Origin of the sequence: Chryseobacterium jejuense (assembly GCF_900100075.1) — a bacterium.
Taxonomy (GTDB): domain Bacteria; phylum Bacteroidota; class Bacteroidia; order Flavobacteriales; family Weeksellaceae; genus Chryseobacterium; species Chryseobacterium jejuense.
Window position 1 is genome coordinate 431336 of sequence record NZ_FNEG01000004.1, and the last position, 19067, is coordinate 450402.

General features: G+C 35.3%; 14 protein-coding genes. 9 read left to right on the forward strand and 5 right to left on the reverse strand.

Annotated features, from left to right (window positions below; translation table 11 throughout):
- Positions 1-42: 42 nt before the first annotated feature.
- Entirely contained in the window at positions 43-432 is a 390-nt protein-coding gene (locus BLS98_RS14230; RefSeq protein WP_045499550.1) for a hypothetical protein, read from the reverse strand.
- 453 nt (positions 433-885) lie between these two features.
- Here BLS98_RS14230 and BLS98_RS14235 point away from each other — a divergent pair, with 453 nt between their 5' ends.
- Positions 886-1497, forward strand: coding sequence for an NUDIX hydrolase (locus BLS98_RS14235; RefSeq protein WP_089737166.1), 612 nt, complete (start codon positions 886-888; stop codon positions 1495-1497).
- Here the strand turns inward: BLS98_RS14235 and BLS98_RS14240 are convergent.
- Both BLS98_RS14240 and gldJ read right to left on the reverse strand, forming a co-directional pair.
- A complete protein-coding gene (locus tag BLS98_RS14240; RefSeq protein ID WP_089737167.1) occupies positions 1490-2761 on the reverse strand; it encodes a UDP-N-acetylmuramoyl-tripeptide--D-alanyl-D-alanine ligase in 1272 nt (423 codons plus the stop codon). The genes BLS98_RS14235 and BLS98_RS14240 overlap by 8 nt on opposite strands.
- Positions 2762-2906: 145 nt before the next feature.
- Positions 2907-4508, reverse strand: coding sequence for a gliding motility lipoprotein GldJ (gene gldJ / locus BLS98_RS14245; protein WP_089737168.1), 1602 nt, complete (start codon positions 4506-4508; stop codon positions 2907-2909).
- A 165-nt stretch (positions 4509-4673) separates the two neighbouring features.
- On the opposite strand from gldJ, the gene porU reads away from it, so the two are divergent.
- From porU to BLS98_RS14260, 3 genes are all read left to right on the forward strand, one after another.
- Positions 4674-8570 carry a type IX secretion system sortase PorU gene (gene porU / locus BLS98_RS14250; RefSeq protein WP_089737169.1) on the forward strand — a complete coding sequence of 1299 codons (3897 nt, stop codon included), beginning with the start codon at positions 4674-4676 and terminating at the stop codon, positions 8568-8570.
- A 59-nt stretch (positions 8571-8629) separates the two neighbouring features.
- Positions 8630-9778 carry a type IX secretion system outer membrane channel protein PorV gene (gene porV / locus BLS98_RS14255; RefSeq protein WP_089737170.1) on the forward strand — a complete coding sequence of 383 codons (1149 nt, stop codon included), beginning with the start codon at positions 8630-8632 and terminating at the stop codon, positions 9776-9778.
- Positions 9779-10032: 254 nt separating this feature from the next.
- Positions 10033-12303 carry an FUSC family membrane protein gene (locus BLS98_RS14260; RefSeq protein ID WP_089737171.1) on the forward strand — a complete coding sequence of 757 codons (2271 nt, stop codon included), beginning with the start codon at positions 10033-10035 and terminating at the stop codon, positions 12301-12303.
- Here BLS98_RS14260 and BLS98_RS14265 read toward each other — a convergent pair.
- Positions 12284-12898: a 4'-phosphopantetheinyl transferase family protein gene (locus tag BLS98_RS14265; protein WP_089737172.1), complete on the reverse strand. Its 615-nt coding sequence runs from the start codon at positions 12896-12898 to the stop codon at positions 12284-12286. The genes BLS98_RS14260 and BLS98_RS14265 overlap by 20 nt on opposite strands.
- A gap of 122 nt (positions 12899-13020) precedes the next feature.
- Here BLS98_RS14265 and BLS98_RS14270 point away from each other — a divergent pair, with 122 nt between their 5' ends.
- Together BLS98_RS14270 and BLS98_RS23365 are read left to right on the forward strand one after the other, a co-directional pair.
- On the forward strand, positions 13021-14541 hold the full coding sequence (locus tag BLS98_RS14270; RefSeq protein WP_089737345.1) for a cysteate racemase: 1521 nt from the start codon (positions 13021-13023) through the stop codon (positions 14539-14541).
- On the forward strand, positions 14522-14698 hold the full coding sequence (locus tag BLS98_RS23365) for a hypothetical protein (RefSeq protein ID WP_167356234.1): 177 nt from the start codon (positions 14522-14524) through the stop codon (positions 14696-14698). Before BLS98_RS14270 ends, BLS98_RS23365 begins: the two co-directional genes overlap by 20 nt.
- Here BLS98_RS23365 and BLS98_RS14275 read toward each other — a convergent pair.
- Positions 14686-15204, reverse strand: coding sequence for a pyridoxamine 5'-phosphate oxidase family protein (locus BLS98_RS14275; RefSeq protein WP_089737173.1), 519 nt, complete (start codon positions 15202-15204; stop codon positions 14686-14688). The genes BLS98_RS23365 and BLS98_RS14275 overlap by 13 nt on opposite strands.
- 165 nt (positions 15205-15369) lie before the next feature.
- Between BLS98_RS14275 and ahcY the strand changes: the two genes are divergently transcribed.
- The 3 genes from ahcY (at position 15370) to BLS98_RS14290 (ending at position 18940) form a co-directional block, all read left to right on the forward strand.
- Positions 15370-16683 (forward strand): adenosylhomocysteinase, encoded by a 1314-nt coding sequence (gene ahcY / locus BLS98_RS14280; RefSeq protein ID WP_089737174.1) that lies wholly within the window; start codon positions 15370-15372, stop codon positions 16681-16683.
- An 82-nt stretch (positions 16684-16765) separates the two neighbouring features.
- Entirely contained in the window at positions 16766-17920 is a 1155-nt protein-coding gene (locus BLS98_RS14285; protein WP_089737175.1) for an acyltransferase family protein, read from the forward strand.
- Between the two features lie 210 nt (positions 17921-18130).
- Positions 18131-18940 carry a hypothetical protein gene (locus tag BLS98_RS14290; RefSeq protein WP_089737176.1) on the forward strand — a complete coding sequence of 270 codons (810 nt, stop codon included), beginning with the start codon at positions 18131-18133 and terminating at the stop codon, positions 18938-18940.
- Positions 18941-19067 lie beyond the last annotated feature (127 nt).

Genomic DNA, 19067 nt, shown 5'->3' on the forward strand with positions numbered 1-19067 from the left:
TGTTAATAAAAAAAACCTTCATTTCTGAAGGTTTTTTATGTATTATTTATAGGCTTCGATCTTATCTGTCAATGTATTGATAAAGTTCTGTAATGGCTTTTCTACCATCATTTTGATGAACGGATTGAATTTTCCTTCAAACAACATCTGAACTTCTGTCTGATTCTCATTGATCGGATTTAAAGTAGCCGTTAAAGAGAAATCTAAGCTTGAGCTTGCAGATTTCAATACTGCTTTCTGATCGTCTACCTCATCTATTTTCAATGCAATTTCAGGCATTCCCTGTAATCCGAATTTGAACCCATTATCTCTCGTTTCAAATTTCTGAAGACCGTCCGGCATGAAATCTTTGTAATTTTCAGGAGTTTTCAATAACTCGCTTAATTCTTTGGATGATTTATTGACAATAATTTTTCGTCCTTCTAAATTCATTTTTTTATTTTGTATTTAAATTCTTATAAAGATAAGGTTCTTTACATTTATGATAACAACAAAATTATAAAAAAAATCTACAAAGACGTTATCCAAAGCATACTTTTAAAGGCTGAATCCTTTTACTGATGGGAATTCATGATGAATCAATTTTATAGTAATATCAATTTTATGATTAAACCGGTTAAAATATTCAATAGTATAAGTTTTGAAATCAGAAATAAAATGGAATATACCTATTATACTTATTTTAGTGGAAAGAATCTTATCCTAAGTAAACCAAACAATTGTTCTCATTAAGAAAAATAAAGCTCATCAATTGACTTATTTTCTTGCTATAATTTGATATATTTGCGTATAAATTGTGGTAAAAAGCGTAGTTAAAACAATCTGTTCACTCCTCTTTCAAAACCATTACCCTCTAAGGATCAATACTAACTATAAATATCTGAGATGTATAAAGTTTTTGTGAACGAAAAAAAATTATTGATATCTAAACATCCCGAAGGACTTGAAAAAAAATTGGGGTATGAAAGTTTCACGACTTTAGAGATCGCATTAGATCTTTTAGAGAACACTTCTGTAAACGAACTTAATGTATATGGTGAGAATATTGATGAGATCTGGCAGGAGTTCCAAAAGCTGTTCAGAATTATAGAAGCTGCCGGAGGACTGGTGATTAAACCTGAAGGAGAAATGCTTTTCATCAGAAGATTGGGTAAATGGGATCTTCCAAAGGGAAAAATGGAAAAAGGAGAATCCAGGGAAGAGTCTGCAGTTAGGGAAATTGAAGAAGAAACCGGATTAAGAGATGTAGAATTGGTACAGTTCATTAATACCACTTATCATATCTATATCGAAAGAAATGGTGAAAAAATCCTGAAATGCACCCATTGGTTTGAAATGAACTTCAATGGTGAAGATACTTCAAAGCCACAAATTGAGGAAGGAATTACTGAAGTTGCCTGGAAAAACACCACTCAGATTGAAGAAGAAGTTTTCCCAAGCACATTCAAGAATATTAAACTTATCGTAAAAGAATTCTGGGCTTTAAAGGCTAAATAAAATCAATAACCTTTTCCAGCGCTATTCCTCTTGATCCTTTCAACAGTATATTTTCTGACTGAATTTTATGCTGCTGTAAATATTCTGTAAGTTCAGCTGTATTTTCAAAAGCAAGATCTGATGAATTTACACCTTTAAAGTGTTTTCCAACTGTGATGATGGTATCAAAACCAAGTGTTTTGGCTAATTCTAAGATGTTTTGATGCTCTTTTTCACTTTCAGCACCCAATTCCAACATATCACCAATAATAATGGTTTTACGGCCTTCAAACGTGATAAAATTATTTAATGAAGCCGTCATCGAACTTGGGTTGGCATTATAAGTATCCAGCACCAATGTTCTGTTTTCTTTTTTCACCACTTGTGAACGCATATTGGTAGGAGTATACTGCTCCACTGCATGCTTGATTTTTTCAAAGCTGATTCCAAAGTGGAGTCCAAGGCTCGCCGCAGCACAAAGATTCGTAAAATTGTAAGCTCCTGTCAGTTTAGACACTGTTTTTTCTCCCTGGTAGATTAATCCTACAAAATGATCTTCTGAGAAAGGTTCAAAATTGTAATCTGACTCTACTTTTCCAAAAGTAATTTTAGGTGAATAGTTTTCCGTCTTTTCAACTTGAATAGGATCATTTTCATTAACAATGATGGTCTGTTGATTTTCTTTAAGATAATCGTAAAGTTCAGACTTCCCTTTAATCACGCCTTCAAAACCACCGAAACCTTCCAGGTGTGCTTTTCCAAAATTGGTAATATATCCTAAATCCGGTTGTGCAATGGTACAAAGGTGTTCTATTTCTTTCTGATGATTGGCTCCCATTTCAATCACAGCCATTTCATGCTCAGGTTTAATGGAAAGAATGGTCAACGGAACTCCGATGTGGTTATTCAGATTACCATAAGTATACTGAACATTGAATTTTTCTGAAAGCACAGCATGAATCAACTCCTTTGTTGTTGTTTTCCCGTTACTTCCCGTAAGTCCGATAAAAGGAATGGTAAGCTGGCTTCTATGGTAGACTGCCAACTGTTGCAGGAATTCAAGAGTAGAGGGAACATAGAAAATATTCCTATCCTTATTCTCAAATTCAGGCTGCTCAACAATAACAGCTAAAGCTCCGTCTTCTATGGCTTTTTCCGCCAGCGTTGCTGCATTAAAATTATCACCGGAAAAGGCAAAAAAGATATCATTTCTGGCTATTTTTCGGCTATCGATCGTTACTTTGTCGGCCTGTAAAAACAAAGGGTAAAACTGTTCTATATTCATGTGGAAATATATGTATTTTCTAATAGTAACCGCTACATCTGTATCAATATTCTTGAGTTTTTCAGCTAAGCGATTTCACTGTTCAAAAATAAAAAAACCTTCCGGATTTTCGGAAGGTTTTTTTAAAAGTATTTTTTGATAAATATTATCTTCTAGTTCTGTTCTTATCGTTAGTTCTAGCATCCTGTGCAACACGGAAACCAATCCAACCATAAGCTCTACCTTGATTTTTATATCTTCTTTGTCCCGGATCAAGCCAGTATGCTGTATCTTGCCAAGAACCACCTTTTACTACTCTAACATCGTTAGAAATTCCAGATGTTCTGTCTTTGGTATCTTTCAGCATTTTAACTCTACCGCTTGCATCTACAACAAAACTCTTTTTAGGTGCATTATACATATCGAATCCTGCAGCTGAGTCTGATTCACTTCTGTATTCTAAAGAAGATTGTCTGTCACCATCTCTGTAGTTTCTGTAATCACCAATCGTTTCTCTTTCGAATTGTCCAGGTAATCCTTTATATACTAATCTACCATCAGCTAGAGTATCATACTTAATAGTACCTTCGTCTATCATTTTATAAGTTCCGTCACCGTTTCTTACGATAGCCTGAGGCATATTTCCTCTGTAGTAGTTGAAGTCGTTGTAATCTTCATCAATGATAGGTCTGTAAACATCAGCAGTCCATTCTGAAACGTTACCATACATACCATAAATTCCAAGGTCGTTAGACGGATATTGTCTTACATCTGAAGTTTGTGCAGATCCATCGTTTTTCCATCCAGCGATACCAGAGTAATCTCCTTTACCCATTTTAAAGTTTTCAAGGAACATACCTCTTGTTTTTCCTTTAGTTCCTCTTAATCTTTCGATTTCAGGTTTTTTACCAAGGTATTGGTTATATTCTCTGTTTTTCGCCATTCCTAAAGCTGCATATTCCCATTCAACTTCAGTAGGAAGTCTGAATTTCTGAACCATTGCACCATTAGGAGCTCTGTTTGCAGATAATAATCTCTGGTTAGTAGTTTTCATACCAGATTTCTGCTGCATTCTTTTTTCGTTGATATACCCTTGCATTTCAGGATCATTCGCTTTGAATTTATCCATGTTAAATGCTGTCCCTCCCTGGTTGTTAGATTCGTTGATATACAAATCTTTAGCAATAACACCTGCTTGCATCAAAGCTTTTTCATTTGCTCTGTCTGTCAACCATTCACAGTATCTGTTTGCTTGTGTCCAGGAAACACCTACTACCGGATAGTAATCAAATTCCGGAGAACGTAGATAGGTCTCATTATAATCGTTTCTAGATAATTTGTTGTCCCATAATAAGGTATCCGGTAAAGCACCGTTATAGATTTCCTTAAAGCTAGGATCACTTGGTGGGAATACATACTTCAACCATGTAAGGTATTCGCGGTATTCATAGTTAGTAATTTCTGTTTCTCCGATAAAGAATGAACTCACCTGCATTCTGCGTGGTGTGTTATTCCAATCGTGCATAACATCATCTTTCACTAATCCCATTGTAAAAGTTCCACCTTCTACATATACCATTCCCGGCCAACCCTTCTGCTTCTGTTGCTTTCCTGCAAAAAACCAACCCTGTTTTTCGTTTGGTTTCCAACCCGTTTTACTGACAAATTTTTTGGTACCGCCACCTTTGCTGGTTCCTGATCCGCCACAGCTGGTTAATGCAAGTGTAGAACTTAATGCTATTAATGAAAACAACTTTAGTTTTTTCATAGTCGATATAAATATTTTCAAGAGTACAAAGAAAAAATAAATTATTCAATAAATCAAATAAAGATTTGATTTTTTTGAACAACGATAACAAATTAATTTTATTGTATTACAATTTAATTCTAAAATTTTCATTTATTTTGTAATTTAGCAATTTCAATAATAAACATGAGACGAAAAATCACGCTTTTATCTTTAATCGCTTTTGCATCAACACTTTACGCCCAAAAAAACACCATAGAATGGAATGGTTCTAAAATTCAGGATTTTGGTGATTCAAAATTAAATCTTCCAAATTTTAAAAATGAAGGTTTTTCTTTCAACCAAAGTAACGTTTTTATAGTAACAAAGCAAAAAATCGGAGAAAAGGAGCTAAAAATTTCTGACCTTGCCTGGGATGGAGTTTCTAACCAGGATTTATTCGAATTAGATAAAGGCGGATTACCTGATCGTGATATTGCAGAAGTTACCTATTATACATTAGATGGGGAAAGATATGCAAGCATTAGTGTAGGCTTGTTCAAAAAAACAAAAGGAGGTGTTCTGAGATTATCCTCGTTTAATGTTTCTGAAGCCTCTACCCCAATTAATACCTTTGGAGGTGTTAATAAAATAGGAACTAACGACAACCCTCTTGCCAGTGGAAACTTTTACAAAATAAAAGTTGACAAGTCCGGAGTATTTAAAATCACTTCACAATTTTTAAGAGATAGTGGAATTAATCCTTCTTCCGTAAATCCAAGAAATCTTAGAGTTTATGGAAATGGAGGAATTATGCTTCCTGAGTTCAACCAGGATCCCCGATATAATTCTTTACAGGAAAATGCCATTCAGGTAGTGGGTGAAGATGACGGAGTATGGAATGATAATGACTATGCCTTATTCTATGCACAGGGTCCAAATGGATACAACCTTTATGATACCAACAACGGGCAAGGATTTAAAAGAAGAGAGACAAGAACAGATGCCAGCAATAATCTCAAAAATATATATGATGACTTTTCCTATTATTATATCAACTTTGATAAAGGTGCAGGAAAAAGAGTTGCTACTATAGACGGGAACTTACCTGCTCAAATGATTAGCAGGTATGATAGCTACCAGGTTATCAATAATGATCAGGCCAATTTATTGAAAGTAGGAAGAATATGGGTAGAAGATGCTCCTTTCTCTACCGAAAAGACGATCACTCTTACCACTAACTCTCCTATTCAGCCTACAGATATTATAAAATACAGGTCACAAGTAATAGGATACAGATCACAACAGAATGTTATTGATATTAAAATCAATAATCTTAATCCGTATCATGATAAGGTTCCTACTGATGACCCTACCTATTCATATATGTTCTATCCTATGAGGTATAACGGAAGTATTACCAATCAGACAGGAAATCAGATCACATTAAAATACAATCCGGACATTTCCGCCAATCCTAACGGAACTTTCTACTTTGATTATCTTGAAGTACAATACAAAGAAAATCTGGCGTTCAATGGTTCGCAGATGAATTTCAGAGACTATTCTATTGTAAGCGGAAGTAATACAAATTATGGATTCAGTATTTCCAATGCTACAGGTGTAGAACAAGTATGGGACGTTACAGACATCACGAATGCCAACAGAAGGGTGAATAAGGCAGGAGCCGGTTCATTCAATTTTGCTTATACAGCTGCTGACCAGAATTTCAATAATGAATTTGTGGCTTTCCGTGCTGATGCCGCCTTCACTCCGCAGTTTGTAGGAAGAATTGCTAATCAGAATCTCTCTGAGATCAGCAATATAGATTATTTAATTCTTACTGTACCTGAACTGATGGGGCAGGCACAAAGACTGGCTAACTATCATCAGACAAAAAATAATTATAAGGTAGAAATTGTAGATGTTAATAAGGTCTATGAAGAATTTGGAAACGGAAGTAAAGATATTACAGCAGTAAGAGATTTCGTTACAAAATTAAATACACCTGAAGGAAGACTTAAATATGTATTTATTCTTGGAGATGCTTCTTATGATTATAAGAACAGGGTTTCCAATAATAACAATATCGTTTCTGCTTATCAAAGTGAACATTCTTCAGATTATGTACAGTCATTCGTTACGGATGACTATATTGTGATGACCCAGCCTCAGACCGGATCTAGTATACTGTACAATCTACCCAACCTTCCTGTAGGAAGAATTCCGGCTGCCAATAATACAGAGGCTGCCAATATGATTGATAAAACTCTGGCTTATTATAATGCACTCCCGGGACAATCCAGTCCTTTTGGAGATTGGAGAATGAAGCTTGATTTTGTTGTAGATGATAACGAAGAAGGTGGAAGTCCTTTTCATAATGTAATGAACAATGCACTGGTAAATATATTTGAACAACCTGGCGTACCGACATTGAAAGAATACAATGTAAAAAAACTGTATCAGGATGCTTTTACCATGCAAAGTACTGCGGGAGGGCCAAGATATCCACAGGTGAACCAGGCTATCTCTAACAGTATAGGAAACAGTCTATATTTATTCTATTTTGGTCATGGAGGAATTAATGGCTGGGCTCAGGAAAGAGTATTAACCAGTACCGAGATACAGAATTCTAATAATTTTTCCAGTGTATATAGCAGATTTCCATTAGTATCTACCATAACCTGTGAATTTACATTATGGGATGAACCATCTACCAATTCTGCCGGTGAGCAGTTTATGAAATTAAAGCAAGGAGGCCCCGCTACAATGATTACCTCCAGCCGTGCTATAGCCATCGATTATGGACGAAGCTTCACAGATACTTTCACGAAGCATATTTTTAAATTAACAAATGATGACTTTAATACTTTAGGATACGCTCATTTAAATGCAAAAAAGGAAACAGGAATTAACTCTAATCACCTTAGAGTAAATGTATTGGGTGATCCTGCTATGAAATTAAGCAGACCTCAAAGGTTATTGGCTATTGATGATATTGAAACACCTGTTCCAGGATTGATAAGAGGACTTGACTTTGTTAAAGTAAAAGGTCATATCAACAACCCTAACGGAACTGTGAATACAACCTTCAACGGAAGAGTTGCCATCAATATTTTTGATAAAAGACTGAATAAAAAAACACTAAACAACAATAACTGGGGACATGCTATATTAAATTATACCGAAGAAGGAAGCGCCATTGTAAAAGCTTCCGGATTGGCTGTAAACGGTGTATTTACTGCAGAATTCTATGTTCCTAAAGATATCAATTATGCCGTAGGTGAAGGAAGGATATTAGGATATGCTGATAATAAGGTAACTGATGTATTCAATAATCAGTCTGTTCAGGTGGGAGACATCAATCCTAATGGAATTAATGATAACCAGCCACCAAAAGTAAAACTGTATATGAACAACACCAACTTTGCCGATGGTGGAATTACCAATCAGAATCCAATGCTTCTGGCTTGTCTTACTGATGACACGGGAATTAATTCTACAGGATCAGGGGTAGGCCACGATATTACCGTCTATTTGGATGGCCAGGTTATCAATACAGTTATCCTGAACGACTTCTACTCTCCGGGAGAAGGAAACGGATGCTTAAATCCAAGTCTTGCTGAGTATCAAAAAGGAAATGTAAGCTATCCTTTCAGAAATCTTCCCGTTGGGCAACACCAATTAACATTTAAAGTTTGGGATATAAACAATAATTCGACAACTACAACGTTAAATTTTGAGGTTAAAGATGAAGCTGACCAACATCTGACGATCAACCGTCCGTTGAACTGGCCAAATCCATTCACCAATAAAACATATATTCAGTTTGAACACAATTGTGATGATATCTTGAATGTGAATGTACAGATTTATACAATAACCGGAAGATTGGTAAGAACTTTATCTCAGCCGGTAGTTGCAGAACCGTTCCTTCAGGGCTTTAGAACCCCTCGTCAAGCTATAGAATGGGACGGAAGAGATGATTTTGGGGCTACTGTTGCAAAAGGTACATATATTTTTAAGATATTTGCAAAAAGTCAAAACCAAGAAAAATGCAAAGGAAGTGCCACAGCTGTAGAAAAAATGGTACTTTTGAAATAATTGAATAACACATAGACAATAAAAATTATAAAAAACTGATAATATATAAAAGACAACATATGAATTTAACTACTAAACTGCTTTTAGGACTTGGGTTAAGTGCTGGTTTTCTGGGCTATTCACAATCAAACCCTGTACTTACCGGAGCTCCCTTCCTGAGAATTGCGCCAGACGCAAGATCGGGAGGTATGGGAGATCAAGGGGTAGTAACTTCTCCTGATGCATTTTCACAATTCTGGAATGCAGCTAAATATCCTTTTAGCAGAACAAGTTCTTCCGTAGGTCTTACCTATACACCCTATATGGGAAAACTTACCAATGATGTATTCTTATTATACGGAGCATTTCATAAATTCCTTGGGCAGGATGAAAGGTCTACTATTTCCGCGAGTATCTATTATTTCAACATGGGAGAAGTAGAGCTTACTCAATTAGTAGGTAATGATGTTACTTCAAACGGGGTATCAAAACCTAATGAATTTTCCATTGACGTAGCTTATGGTCTGAAACTTTCAGACTCCTACTCCATGGCTGTAACTGGTAGATTTATCCGTTCAGACTTAGCCGGAGGATTCAACACAGATAATACACTTAAAGCAGCAAACTCTTTTGCTGTAGATATTTCAGCATACTATACTTCTGAAAGATTTTCAAGTTTCGGAGGATATGACGGTAAATTAAATGCAGGTTTGGCTATACAAAACCTAGGTCCAAAGCTGGATTATACCGGAAATGAAGAATCAAGATCTTATCTTCCTACCATGGCAAGATTAGGGATTGGATATGATATGTACCTGGATGATCTGAACAGAATTGGACTTTCTGTGGAAGGTTCAAAACTTTTGGTACCAGGATCTGAATATGTAGGAGTAGATGCTTACAGAAGACCTAAATATGAAATTCCAAATGTAGGTCCAATGGCCGGTATCGGAAAATCATTCAAAAACCCAAACAGTATCATGTATAGTGGTGCTTTAGAATATTCATATGACAATGCTTTCTCAGTAAGAGGAGGTTATTTCCATGAAAGTGAAGAACAAGGAGCAAGACAATTCGCTACTGCCGGTATCGGATTAAAATACCGTTCTTTCGGACTTGATCTTTCTTACCTAATCAATATGTCTAAAGTGAATACAGCATTGGACAACACTCTTCGTTTCGGACTTACCTGGAACATTGGTGAAGAAACATCCAACAACGATCGTTAATACATTTTCAGCAATTATACAAAGCCTCATCTATTTTGCATGAGGCTTTTTTTATTCAATACGGTTCACACAGTCGTCATCCCCCTTCCGTTTATCAATTTTTATTATCCAAAAATTAATCTTTCACTCTGCGAAGTAAAAATTCACCTTTCATCATACAGCCTGTTCCCACTATTAAAAAAATATAACATTTAAGTTTACAAAAGTCTATCCTTTATGGCGATTTTGTTAAATTCAATAGCTATTTTTGTAGTATGAACTATTCGGCGGAGCTAAAAAAATTTGTAACCAGTCAGTATCTGTATTCTGCAATCAGAATTACATTAGCTACTGTTCTCCCTTGTTTAGTTCTTGCCCATTTCGGGATTTTAAAAGAATATTTCCTCTTTCCTCTCGGAACCAGTTTTGTAGCCCTTACCGATCAACCCGGACCTTTTATCAGAAGAAGAAATGCACTGGCATTTGCCATTTGCTGTTTTGTGTTTGTGGCATTGATTGCCAGTCTGGTGATGGATTTTAAGATACTGGTACTCCTTGAGATTATTGTCTTCGGAATGTTCTTCTCCTTAATTGGAGTGTATGGCCAGCGATTGGCCGCAGTAGGTTCATTATCTCTGGTAGTACTTGCCATCTTTATTGACGGCCATCTTACCGGAGCTAATATTTTTAAAAGCTTGCTGATATTCACTTGTGGCTGTATCTGGTTTTTGCTGATATTCCTTGTGGTTACTACTATCCGTCCTTACAAACTGGCGGGTCAGATGATTGGTGAAAACTACCTTCAATTGGCTGAGTTTTTAAAGATCAAAGCCAATTATTATCAGAAGAATCCTGATTTCGATAAGTTAACCACTCAGGTTATTGCGAAACAGATTGAAATAAAAAACCTTCAGGAAGATACCAGAGAAACGGTTTTCAAAACCAGAACGATCGTTAACGAATCTACCACAACCAGCCGTTTGCTGATGCTGATGTTCCTAAACTCCATGGACCTTCATGAAAAGCTGATGACTTCTGAAAGTGATTATCAGAAGCTGCAGCAAAGCTTTGAAGACAGCATGATCCTGGTTAACATTCATGATTATCTTAACCTTTTGGCTGAAGAGATCACCAATATCGGAATTGCCCTCCAAAGTGGAACACGGGCAAAGCCACTGTTTAACCTTGAACTGGAATTAAAGAATCTCAACTTTAATTATTTTGAACTTAGAAATAAACAGCTGTCTCCCGATAGTTTGGAAAACTTCATGGTTTTGCGTCAGATTCTGATGCGTATTAATGAAATCACCAAAGAGATCAATGAAATTTATAAAGTATTTTCACAGGATGTAAAGCTGGCAAAAAGTTTATCTACCGGATTAGACTTAAAAAAGTTCATGCCTAATGAGCCGAAACTGAACTTTAAGGTTTTAAGAAATAATATTTCACTATCCTCTTCTCAATTCCGTCATGCAATAAGAATTACAACAGCTCTGTTGTTGGGATATCTCTTTTCCATGTTTGATTTTCTGGGATTGGGACATACCTATTGGATATTAATTACCATTACCGCGATTCTAAAACCAGCCTACTCCATCACCAAGCAACGAAACCTCCTACGTCTCTACGGAACGGTTACCGGAGCCACAATTGCTTATATCATCCTGCATTTTATACACATCAATAGTGTTTTGTTTGCCATTCTACTCATTAGCATGATTATGTGTTTCAGTTTCTTGAAGGGACGATATTTTTGGGCCGTACTTTTCATGACAATCTATGTTTTCCTGAGTTTTAATTTTTTAAATCCAGGAAAAGTCAATATCATTTTCAAAGACAGAGTATTCGATACAGCCATTGCCGGAATTATAGCGTTTGCCGTATCTTATATTGTATTGCCGGTTTGGGAACATACCCAAAACCTGGATCTGATGAAAAAATCTGCAGCAGATAACCTCATCTATTTTCAGAGTGTGATGTCTAAATTTTTGCAGGGAAATTTTGATATTGAAGATTATAAGGTAAAGCGGAAAAACGCCATCATTTCATTGGCCAATCTCTCTGATAATTTCCAGAGAATGATTTCAGACCCTAAAAATCAGCAGAAAAAACTGGAAGTAGTTCATCAGTTTGTGGCAACCTCACATCTTGTCACAGCCTATACGGCATCGCTTTCTCAATACTCTAAAAGCAATGAGCAATATCCTGAAATAGATGCTGAAAGCTGGAGCAGAAAAATTGAAGCAGAAATGCAGCAAACCTCAACCTTACTGAATGGTGATGATATCACTGAGGCGCTTAGAATGGAAAGCCGTCTGGAGCCGGAAGATTCATCTATTGAAGACATGCTTTTGAAGAGAAAAACAGAGATTGAGGAGAATGAAATTATAGACCGAAGAGATCCAGATAAAATCTCACATTTAACGGAGCTCAAAAACATTCATGATATTCTGGAACTGATCTATGATGTTGCCAAAGAACAACGAAAAGTGATTGAAAAATACAGAAGTGAGAAACACGCTACTCCTACTCCTCCACAATCGTAAAGCAGTAGTCATCAAAAAACTCAACTCTTGCTTTAAACTCATCTGAAAACTGCTCGTCATACACACGGCAGCTGATCTTATGAAGGTGTTTTAACTCAAACGGCTTTACTTCATAATTTTTCTTCAGAGACCAATATTTGGAATGGTGAATCTTATACATGCTTTCCTTTACACTCCAGATAATGGTATAAAAAGTATCGGCTTTATCTTCAGGAATAAAACCTCTTTCATTTTCATAGGTGAATTTATCAATCACCCTTAAAATCTTGGGATTGAATTTTTCAACATCTATTCCTATTTTGTTTTTAGAAATAGCAATGGCTGCAAAAGGATAAGAATGAGTAATGGAAATTTCCGCATCATTGGGAGAAAGAAAAGGTTCTCTTTCTTTGTATAGAATCTTGGAATCTGGCTTTAAACCTTTCAACAGTTTACGAACCATCAGTACCTCCAATAGTTTTTTAGGATGGTAATCCTTTACTTTTTCAGCATTTTCCGGTTCCAGTAATTCGTTGATATCAAGTGTTTCACTTTCATCGTACTTCCAAACCAGAATCGTGGCATTATCATCTGAAAAATCTCTGTAAAGGGGCATTCTTTTTTTATTGGGTAAAAATAGTGAAAAGAAGCGGAAATAGAAATAGGTGCAAACCAGAAGATAAAGAATCAAAGTTATTACAAATTGCTCCCAAAATTTACCGCAAAAGCATCAGGAAGATGAATCTTATAAAAAACACCTGCTTTTCTACTATTGATTCCCAAACTAAAAGTGGTAAATTTGTTCTTATTCTTAAAAGTATAATTTTGGAAAAAATTGCTGTTATCGGAGGACTTGGCACTTTGTCGGGAGGTGACTTATTTTTTAAATTACTTAAAAACCAACGGGTATTAAAAAATCAATTACAGTATCACTTTGTATTTGAACAGCAACCTTATAGCCAAATCAATCTACCTTTATACCATGAAGAAGATATAAAGTCTAGAAAGTATTACACCTATAATGTCTGCAAAAAATTTGAAGCCCAGTCTTTAACCAAAGTACTTCTTCCCTGTTTTGCCAGCCATTCATTTTTAGAAGAACTTCAAAAAGAAATCTCTATTCCGATTGTTAATATTTTCAAAGCATTAGCAGAATATATCAACTCAAGGTTTAAAACTCCAGTAAAAATTGGAGTTTTAACATCTGATTATGTCAAAGAAAGCAATATGCTGAGTCAATATATTCCGGATCATGAATTAATATTCCCTTCCCATCAGCAAAGGTTAATGGAAGCTATTTATGGAGATCAGGGCATCAAAAATGGTTATTTTGACGGGCTCTCTTTAGAATATATCTACCAAGCTTGTACCGAACTCAATAGCAATGGCTGTGACATTATCCTGCCAGGAATCACAGAGCTTTCTCTGATTGTAGAACAGCTATGGAAGCGGGGAATATCCATTCTTGATGTAAACCAGATCTATGCTGATTACGCTTTAGAACATGATAGCAATATAACCGCAAAACCATTTAAACTTGGCATATTGGGAGGTGTAGGTCCTTCAGCTACCGTAGATTTCATGAACAAGATTATCAAGAATACACCTGCACAAAAGGATCAGGACCATATTAAGATGGTTGTTGAGCAAAACCCTCAGATTCCCGATAGAACAGCCCATCTGATCTATCATGAAACAGATCCGAGTATAGCCCTGTTTTCCACTTGCAGACGTTTGGAAGCCGAAGGAGTTGACGCCATTGCTATTCCTTGTAATACTGCCCATGCTTTTGTACAAGATATTCAGGAACATTTAAGTATTCCGATCATCAATATGCTGACAACAACGGCTGAATACATTCGTGAAAGCTTTGGACAATCAGTAAAAGTAGGATTACTGGCTACCAGTGGAACTATTGAAAGCAAAGTCTACCATAATATCCTGGAAGAATTTGGATTTGATGTTGTTATTCCCGATCAGGAACATCAAAATAATGTCATGGAAAGTATCTATGGTAAATTTGGAGTAAAGGCAGGGTTTACTGATGGCCTTTGTAAAGAAAACCTTCTTAAAGCAGCAGATTTTGTCATCAATAGTGATGCCGAGGTTATTATACTCGGTTGTACAGAACTCCCTCTCCTATTTCCTATAGAAACTGAGATTGTCAAAAACGGAAAAAGCATTGCTTTGATTGACCCAACCTTAATTCTTGCAAAAAAAATAGTCCTGATTACAAAAAATGAAAGCAGCAGCAGATAGAGAAAAAGTTGAAAGCTGGAAGTTTCTATTGGTTGATAAAACAAAGGCAAACTTATGTAGAAAATCCATGAAAAAAAATACCCTTGGCAAGGTTTCAACACTTGCCAAGGGTAATCAAATTTCATCTTCCAGCTCCCTTCTTATTTATTTAGACTGATGGTTCACATCATTTCTATGCTCAATAATTTCCAGATTGGAATCTACAAAGTAAGCACTTCCAAATCCGTTTACATAAGATCCTTTTACAGGTTGTAAAACAATCAAAATAAAGTCGCCCATTTCAGAAATGACATCTACAACTTTTCCGTGAGCTTCTTTCAATTTTGTAACTACGTTATTCCATATTTCAGAGTCTCTTTCAATCTGAGAGGTTGCAGCTTCAATGGTAAGGCGTTCTCTTGCATAAATCTGTTTAGTGGCAGACTCATCTTCTATAAACATGATTGACGTTTTTCTTCCTTCCGAAAGGTTTTTAGTATGTCTTGCCATAAAAGAAACCAGAATATAAAAGGTGTTGTCAACCTGTACAAAAGGAGCGTAACTGGAGTTTGGATTCCCTTCTGCATCTACAGTTGCCAGGATTACACTTTTTGATCTTTCAATCAGTTCTTTTACTTTAGGAGCAACAGGTTTTGCTTTTTTCTCTGTATGGGTAGTATTCATAATATAGTATTTGTCAGATAAAAGTAGTTATTTATATTAAGACTAAATAATTTTAAGCCATGTTTAATCTCATGAAACTGAAATTGATCTGTCGTTTTTTTATCTTAATTATAAATTGTAATTTTGCTCTTCGTTATCAACTGAATTTAAATTTATTCATTACATATGAGTACAACAACACAATACGTTCCTTATAAAGTTAAGGATATCTCCCTTGCAGAATGGGGAAGAAAAGAAATTACCCTTGCAGAAGCAGAAATGCCAGGTTTGATGTCTATCCGTGAAGAGTACGGACCATCTCAACCGCTTAAAGGAGCAAGAATCGCTGGATGTCTTCACATGACAATCCAAACGGCTGTGCTTATCGAGACATTGGTAGCTTTAGGAGCTGAAGTTACTTGGTCATCTTGTAATATTTTCTCTACACAGGATCACGCTGCGGCTGCTATTGCTGCTGCTGGAATTCCGGTTTATGCTTGGAAAGGTTTAAATGCTGAAGACTTTGACTGGTGTATTGAGCAAACTTTATTCTTTGGTGAAGACAGAAAACCATTGAACATGATCCTGGATGATGGTGGAGATTTAACAAACATGGTTTTTGATAAATACCCTGAGTTCACAAAAGATATCAAAGGTCTTTCTGAAGAAACAACTACCGGAGTTCACAGATTATATGAAAGAATGAAGAACGGAACTTTGGTAATGCCGGCTATCAACGTAAACGACTCTGTAACTAAATCTAAATTCGACAACAAATACGGATGTAAAGAATCTGCAGTAGATGCTGTAAGAAGAGCTACTGATGTAATGTTGGCAGGAAAAAGAGTGGTAGTTTGCGGATACGGAGACGTAGGTAAAGGTACTGCTGCTTCTTTCAGAGGAGCAGGTTCTATTGTAACAGTTACTGAAATTGACCCAATCTGTGCGCTTCAGGCTGCTATGGACGGTTATGAAGTGAAAAGACTAGATACTGTAGTAGATAACGCAGATATCATCATTACTACAACTGGTAACTTCAACATCGTAAGAGGAGAACACTTCCTTAAGATGAAAGATAAGGCTATCGTTTGTAACATTGGTCACTTCGATAACGAAATCGATATGGCTTGGTTAAATGGAAACTATGGTCAGACTAAATCTGAAGTGAAGCCTCAGGTAGATATCTACACTGTAGAAGGAAAAGAAATCATCATCCTTGCAGAAGGAAGATTGGTAAACCTTGGATGTGCAACAGGTCACCCAAGTTTTGTAATGTCTAACTCTTTCTCTAATCAGACTTTGGCTCAGATTGAGTTATGGAACAACTCTGCAGCTTACGGAAACGAAGTATATATGCTTCCTAAGCACTTAGATGAAAAAGTAGCTGCTTTACACCTTAAGAAATTAAGCGTAGAGCTTGAAACGCTTTCTACTGAGCAGGCTGAATATATCGGAGTAGATGTAAAAGGGCCATTCAAGCCTGAATACTACAGATATTAAGAATTTTAATTTTTATAAAAAATTCCTTTGCAAGTTATTGTAAAGGAATTTTTTTTCACCATATTTATCGAAAATTTAATTAATGAGCATAGATAGCTACCTCTTTATATTAATTTGTTACTCATCAATATTTATTTCTGGATTTTTTATTTCTAGGATTGTTAATTTTAAGACTGCAACCAATCGTTTTGAAAGTATTGATGGTTTTAGAGGACTTCTAGCAACCGGCGTTTTTATTCACCATTCTATCATTTGGAAAAATTATCTCAACACTAATCTATGGGAATTACCTAAAAATCATCTTGCGATACATCTTGGTGAAAGTTCTGTAGCATTTTTCTTTATGATTACCAGCTTTCTATTCACTAATAAACTTTTAAAATCGGGAAATCAGAATTTAACTTTTTGGAGAAACTTATTATATTCAAGGATTTTCAGACTGTTCCCTTTATATTTCTTTGTTGTCACCATTTGTATATTTTTCGCTTTAGTTATAGATCATTTTGTTTTAAATTCAACTCTATATGTTTTTTTAGCACAGTGCATAAAGTGGTACATGTTCAACATTAAAGGGAAAGTAATTATTGGACACACTTACAATATTGATTTTATGTTAGCTGGTGTGGTTTGGTCATTACCCTATGAATGGTTATTCTATTTTACCCTTCCAATTATTGGAACTTTTATGGTAAAGAACAAAAATGTTATATCTATCATTGTATCTATACTATTTATTTTAGTATATGTAAATTATAATACAATTAGACTAACGCATATTATTTCATTCTTAGGAGGTATGGTTCCAGCAATAATTCATTATTTTTATCCTCAAATAAAATTAAGTAATAAACTCTATTCACTTTTAGCAATTTCTTGTTTAATTATAGGTTTGTCTTTTGATTCAAGCAGCCGTAATTATTTTTCTAAAACTTTTCTAATTATAGCATTTACTATTATTGCTTTAGGTAATAATTTATTTGGCTTTTTAAAGATCAATTTTTTAAAATTTTTAGGAGAGATTTCATATAGCACTTACCTAGTTCATGGGATTTTATTATTCACAACTTTTTACTTTATTGGTTTTGATACTATAAAAAATATGAATGGAAACACCTATATGTTTTTGATATTTATAATTGCAATTTTTCTAAATATAATTTGCTCATTTACATTTTATTTAATTGAGAAACCATTTATAAACCTATACTACAAAATAATAAGTAAAAAGCAAGTATAATATCTCAAAAAGAACAGCTTTTATTTAAAATATATAAGCCTTTAAGGATGAGAAAAACAATATCGGAGTAGATGTAGATGGACTATTCAAGCCTAAGAACTACAGATAGGAAGATTCATAAAAATATGATAAGCTCCCAATATTTTGAAATAGTGGGAGTTTTTATTTCCAAAACTCAACATATTTTTTATTTTTGAAAATAAAAATAACATGAAAAACTACTTATTTCTGGGTATGATGAGTGCTGTTGTATTCTTTAACAGCTGCAGCAGTAATGATGATAATGAAGGACCTAATATTTCTTCTGAACAACCTCAGCTACTACTGAGTAAGGTCACAACTGTTTATTACGATAATCCTTCCGAGCCTGAAACCACTGTTTCAACTTTGAGTTATAACAATCAGAGACAATTAATCAAAACTATTTCAGAAGGCAGAGCTTCAACTTTTGAATATGATAATACCGGAAAGCCTTCAAAAACGATTTACTATAATCCGGATGGTACGGTAGATTATTATTCATCCTATACTTACAACGGAGACCAGCTTACAAATATTAAAGCAATCTACGCTAACTCTGATTCCAACAGAACGGTTACTTATAATTATAATGCTAACGGACAGATGACCTCCTCCACACTCTGCCAGAATCCAGAATGTTCTAGCCCTGCAACTGATACGTATGTTTATAATGGAAATAATATTTCCTCTGAAACCTCAACATGGGGAGGGTTTATGACTTACAGCAATAAAAGAGACTTTTCTTATGATGACAAACTCAACCCTTACACGAATATCAATAAATATCTTAAAATTATGATGGGTAGTGCATACAATTTAAGTAAAAACAACTATCTCGTAGAGAAAATAAGCTCTAAAGATAACGGAGTATGGCAGCAAAACCAGACTATAACTTACTCCATACAATATAACAGCTCTCAACTGCCCGTTCAGGTTATCGGAACAGAAGCCAATGGAAGAAAATATGTTCAATATAATTACGAATATATTACTCAATAAAAACGACTATAAAGCTCTCCTCTATTGGAGAGTTTTTTGTTTTAGAAGCTCATTCCCGCTATACGCTCATACTCCTCACGCCCCAACTGTTTCCTTCCTGTTCCGGGGTAACCGCTGCTATCGGGGC